This window comes from Acidimicrobiales bacterium (genome assembly GCA_036273495.1).
Classification (GTDB): Bacteria; Actinomycetota; Acidimicrobiia; order Acidimicrobiales; family JAJPHE01; genus DASSEU01.
The window spans coordinates 1-4656 of sequence record DASUHN010000346.1; the positions used below are offsets into that span (position 1 = coordinate 1).

General features: G+C 74.9%; 5 protein-coding genes. 3 read left to right on the forward strand and 2 right to left on the reverse strand.

Translation table 11 applies throughout. The features are described from left to right. The coding region (locus VFW24_14700; GenBank protein HEX5268012.1) for a protein kinase at window positions 1-1524 on the forward strand (1524 nt) is incomplete at its 5' end. On the opposite strand, the gene VFW24_14705 is transcribed toward VFW24_14700, so the two are convergent. After that, window positions 1508-2293, reverse strand: coding sequence for a hypothetical protein (locus tag VFW24_14705; GenBank protein HEX5268013.1), 786 nt, complete (start codon window positions 2291-2293; stop codon window positions 1508-1510). The two genes, VFW24_14700 and VFW24_14705, sit on opposite strands and share 17 nt — an antisense overlap. Before the next feature lie 161 nt (window positions 2294-2454). Between VFW24_14705 and VFW24_14710 the strand changes: the two genes are divergently transcribed. Beyond that, window positions 2455-3630 (forward strand): thiolase family protein, encoded by a 1176-nt coding sequence (locus VFW24_14710; protein HEX5268014.1) that lies wholly within the window; start codon window positions 2455-2457, stop codon window positions 3628-3630. 111 nt (window positions 3631-3741) lie between these two features. On the opposite strand, the gene VFW24_14715 is transcribed toward VFW24_14710, so the two are convergent. Continuing rightward, window positions 3742-4038, reverse strand: a complete 297-nt coding sequence (locus VFW24_14715) for a cell division protein CrgA (protein HEX5268015.1) — start codon at window positions 4036-4038, stop codon at window positions 3742-3744. Window positions 4039-4055: 17 nt separating this feature from the next. Here VFW24_14715 and VFW24_14720 point away from each other — a divergent pair. Then, on the forward strand, window positions 4056-4656 hold a 601-nt coding region (locus tag VFW24_14720; GenBank protein ID HEX5268016.1), incomplete at its 3' end, for a DUF881 domain-containing protein.

Here is a 4656-nt window from a genome sequence, read left to right on the forward strand (position 1 = left end):
CTCGACGGCATCGTGGCCAAGGGCGGCATGGCCGAGGTGTGGGAGGCCCACGACTCGCTGCTCGACCGTCCGGTGGCGGTGAAGGTGCCCCTGGTCCACCTGCGGATGCAGCCCGACTTCATGGCGCGCTTCCGCCGGGAGGCGGTGGCGGCGGCGCGCCTCAACCACCCCAACGTGGTGGCGGTCTACGACACCGGGGCCGACGCCGATCTCGGCGGCTACATCGTGATGGAGCTGGTCCCGGGCCCGAGCCTGCGCCAGCTCATCAAGTCCGACGGCGCCCTTCCCGTCGAGCAGGCGGTGGAGGTGGCGGGCCAGGTGGCCACGGCCCTGGAGTTCGCCCACAGCCGCGGGGTGGTGCACCGCGACGTCAAACCGGCCAACGTGCTGCTCTCGGCCGACGGGGTGAAGGTGGCGGACTTCGGCATCGCCAAGGCGGTGCTCGACGCCGACGACCTGACCCAGACCAACCTGATGCTCGGCACCGCCCGGTACCTGGCCCCGGAGCAGGTGGAGGGCCGGCCCCTCGACGCCCGGTCCGACGTCTACGCCCTGGGCGTGGTGCTCTACGAGATGCTGTGCGGGCGGGCCCCGTTCGACGCCGACTCCGACCTGGCCCTGGCCGTGAAGCACCTCACCGCCGAGCCGGGCCCGCCGTCGGAGGTCAATCCCGCCGTCCCGCCCTGGCTGGACGCCGTGGTCATGACCGCCCTGGCCAAGGACCCCGACCGGCGCTTCCAGTCGGCGGCCGCCCTGCACCAGGCGCTGGTGGGGGCGGGCAGCGCCGGGGCCCCGTCCCCGCCGCCGGCCCGGTCCCGGGCGGCGTTGGTCCCAGCGGGCGCTCCCGACGATTCCGGCGAGCCCACCCAGGCCGGGCTCTCCACCCTGGTGGCGGACCGCCCCGGGCCCGCCGACCGGGGCCCGGCGCCCGCCCGCCGGCGCGGCCGGCCCCCCGCGCTGGTCATCGGGGCCGGCTTCCTGGCCGTGGCCATCGTCACCGCCGCCCTGGTGGCCCTGGTGGGCCGGGGCTCGGGGACCGGTACCGGGTCGGCGGGCCAGACCGGCACCAGCGCCGCCGACAGCGGCCGGCCCCTCCCGCTGGCCGGGGCCCACTCCTTCAACCCGTTGGGTGGTGGAACCGAGCACGAGGAGGTCGTGGGCAGCCTCGTCGACGGCAACCCCCAGACCTACTGGTACACCGAGCACTACGCCAGCCCCTCGTTCGGGAACCTGAAGAGCGGGGTGGGCGCCTACGTCCAGCTCCGCTCCCCGACCGACGTGTCCCGGATGGTCGTGGAGTCCCCCGACGCCGGCTGGCGCTACCAGGTCTACGAGACGGCCGGCGGCCAGGCCCCCGGGACCCTGGCGGGGTGGGGCAGCCCGGTGGCCGACGGCACCGTGAGCGGGACCACCACCACGGTCAGCCTCCCCGGGCACCCCGCCTTCTACGTCCTGCTGTGGCTGACCTACCTCGGGGACGGCGCCTCCTCGGTGCGGGTGGGAGAGATCAGCCTCTACTCGTAGCCGCCCCCCCGTGGCGCTCCCACCACCCCCCGGTCGGCGCCCCCGCCACCGGCGTCACCACCCGCCCCACCACCACGACCGCCTGCACCTCGGCGCCGCCCGCGGCCAGCGCCGACGCCGCGCTCTGGGCCCGGGCCCCGGTGGTCCAGGTGTCGTCGAGCAGCACCACCCGGGACCCGGCCACGTCGGCGCCCTCCCCCAGGCAGAACCCCCCGTCTCCCGCCTGCCGGTGCCCCACCATGGCCGGCCCCGGGCGCAGGGTCCCCGGCCACAGCTGGGCCGCCACCGGCACCACCGCCGCCAGGGCCATCTCGAGGGGATGGCCTCCGGCCCGGCCCGTGGTGGACGGGACCACGACCAGGCCGTCCCAGCCCGCCGGCGCGACCTCCGGGCCCCGCTCCCACAGGAACCGGGCCAGGAGGGCCCCGACCCGCCGGGCCAGCACAGCCCGGGTGGCCGGGGGCCCGTCCTTGTAGCCCCGGAGGGCCTGGTGGAGCACCCCGCCCGGCCGGTACAGCGACACCGGCGCCACCCGCCGGCACGGCCAGCTGACCTGGCCCGCCGTCAGCCGGCACGGGAAGCACACCGGGTACCCCCGCCGGGTCCAGCCGTGGCACAGGGCGCAGACGTCGTCGTCGGCCTCGGGGGCGGGGACGCAGGCGGCCGCCAGCGGGGCGCTCTCCCCGATCGCCCCCGCCGTCGACAGCCCCGCCGGCGACAGCCCCGCCGTCGACGGGCTCCCTGTGGAGAGCATGGCCACCGATCCCATGGGGGCAGGGTAGGGAGGGGGTGTGACGGCACCTTCGCCCATAGGGGGAGGAAACCGGCCGCCGGTCCGGAGGGCCGCAATCGGCGCAGACTTGCCGCCCGGGCGGCGGGCGGACGAGACTTGACCAGCCGGTCAATTAACTCGCCGAGGGAGCCGCACAGATGCCTAACGCCGTGATCATCGACGCCGTCCGCACCGCCGGGGGCAAGCGCAACGGAAAGCTCCGGGGCTGGCACCCCGTCGACCTGGCGGCCGAGGTGCTCAAGTCTCTCGCCGAGCGCAACAAGCTCGACCCCGGGGTCGTCGACGACGTGATCATGGGCTGCGTCATGCAGGTCGGGGAGCAGGCGGTCAATGTGGGCCGCAACGCCGTGCTGGCCGCCGGTTGGCCCGAGTCGGTCCCCGGGACCAGCGTCGACCGGCAGTGCGGGTCGTCGCAGCAGTCGGTGCACTTCGCCGCCCAGGGCGTCCTGGCCGGCGCCTACGACGTCGTGGTGGCGGCCGGCGTGGAGTGCATGAGCCGGGTCCCGATGGGCTCGTCGGTCGGCAGCAACGTCGGGATGCCGTTCGGGCCCAAGGTGCTCGAGCGCTACGCCTCGGTGGGGGGCCTGGTCCCCCAGGGCATCTCGGCCGAGATGATCGCCGACAAGTGGGCGCTGTCCCGGGAGGACCTCGACCGCTTCGGCGCCCGCTCCCAGGAGCTCGGGGCCAGGGCCACCGAGGAGGGGCGCTTCGAGCGGGAGATCGTCCCGGTCAAGATCAAGGACGACGACGGCCACGAGACCGACGAGCTGCTGACCCGGGACGAGGGCATTCGTCCCGGCACCACGCCCGAGACCCTGGCCAACCTGAAGCCGGCCTTCAAGCCCGACGGCAAGGTGACCGCCGGCAACTCCTCCCAGATCACCGACGGCGCCTCGGCGGTGCTGATCATGAGCGAGGAGCGGGCCAACCAGCTGGGGCTCAAGCCCCGGGCCCGGTTCCACACCTTCGCCCTGGCGGGCGTCGACCCGGTCACCATGCTCACCGGCCCGATCCCGGCCACCGCCAAGGTCCTCGAGCGGGCCAAGATGTCGATCGACGACATCGACCTGTTCGAGGTCAACGAGGCCTTCGCCTCGGTCGTGCTGGCGTGGGAGAAGGAGCTCCACCCCGACATGAGCAGGGTCAACGTCAACGGCGGCGCCATCGCCCTCGGCCACCCGCTCGGGTGCTCGGGCACCAAGCTGATGGCCACCCTGCTCAACGAGCTCGAGCGCACCGGCGGCCGCTACGGCCTGCAGACGATGTGCGAGGGCGGCGGGATGGCCAACGCCACCATCATCGAGCGGCTCTAGGCGGACCGCCTGGTTATCCACAGGGTGTGGGCAAGTCTGGGGAGAGTCACACCGCTGTAACTACAGAGTGGCCGGCGGGTGAACAGCTGAGGCCCGCCGGTCACCCCGACGTCAGTGGTAGCCGGTGGCGGTGACGAAGCCGCCCACGATGAGCCCCAGGCCCACCAGCAGGTACCAGTTCGAGGCCCCGCCGGGCAGGATGCCCAGGTAGTTGATGATGATCATCAGCACCCCGAGGAGCAGCAGGGACAGGATCAGCACCGGGACCCAGCGGGGGCTCACCCGCTCCTCCCGCGGGATCGGGGCGGTGTAGCGCCCGGACGCCCCCTTGGGGGTCACCCGGCCGCCCTTCGGGGTCGGCCCCCGGCCCGGCCGCCACGTCCCCTGCGCCCCCTGCCGTCGAGCCATTCGGCGAGGATATCCACGTGGCAGCCCCGCCCGTGCGTCCCCCCCTCCGGGGCCGGCTGCGCCTCCCGGGCGCGGGGGGCCGGGCGCGCCGCCGGCGGCGCCTGGCGGTGGCCGCCGCCCTGCTGGCGTTCCTGGCCGTCCTGGCGGTGCGGGCCCGGCCCCCGAGCGCCCTGCTGCGCGCCCCCCGCCAGTACCAGCTGGCCGCCCTGATCGACCGGCAGCAGGCCGACATCGCCGACCTGCGCCGGCAGCTCGCCGGCCTGCAGGCCGGCGCCGACCGCCTCCGCCGGGCCGACCTCGGCACCCAGAAGGGCCGGCTGTCGCTCGACGACCTGCTCCGCCAGGCCGGGCTGGAGGCGGGGACGGCGGCGGTGCGCGGCCCCGCCGTGCGGGTGGTGCTCGACGACTCGACCCGGACCAGCGCCCCCAACCTCAACGACCTGGTCATCCACTCCCAGGACGTGCAGGCGGTGATCAACGCCCTGTGGCGCTCGGGGGCGGAGGCGGTGGCCGTGAACGGGCAGCGGGTGGTGGCGACCAGCGCGGTGGAGTGCATCGGGAACACGCTCCTGCTCGACGGGTCGGTGTACTCACCCCCCTATGTGGTGGTCGGGATCG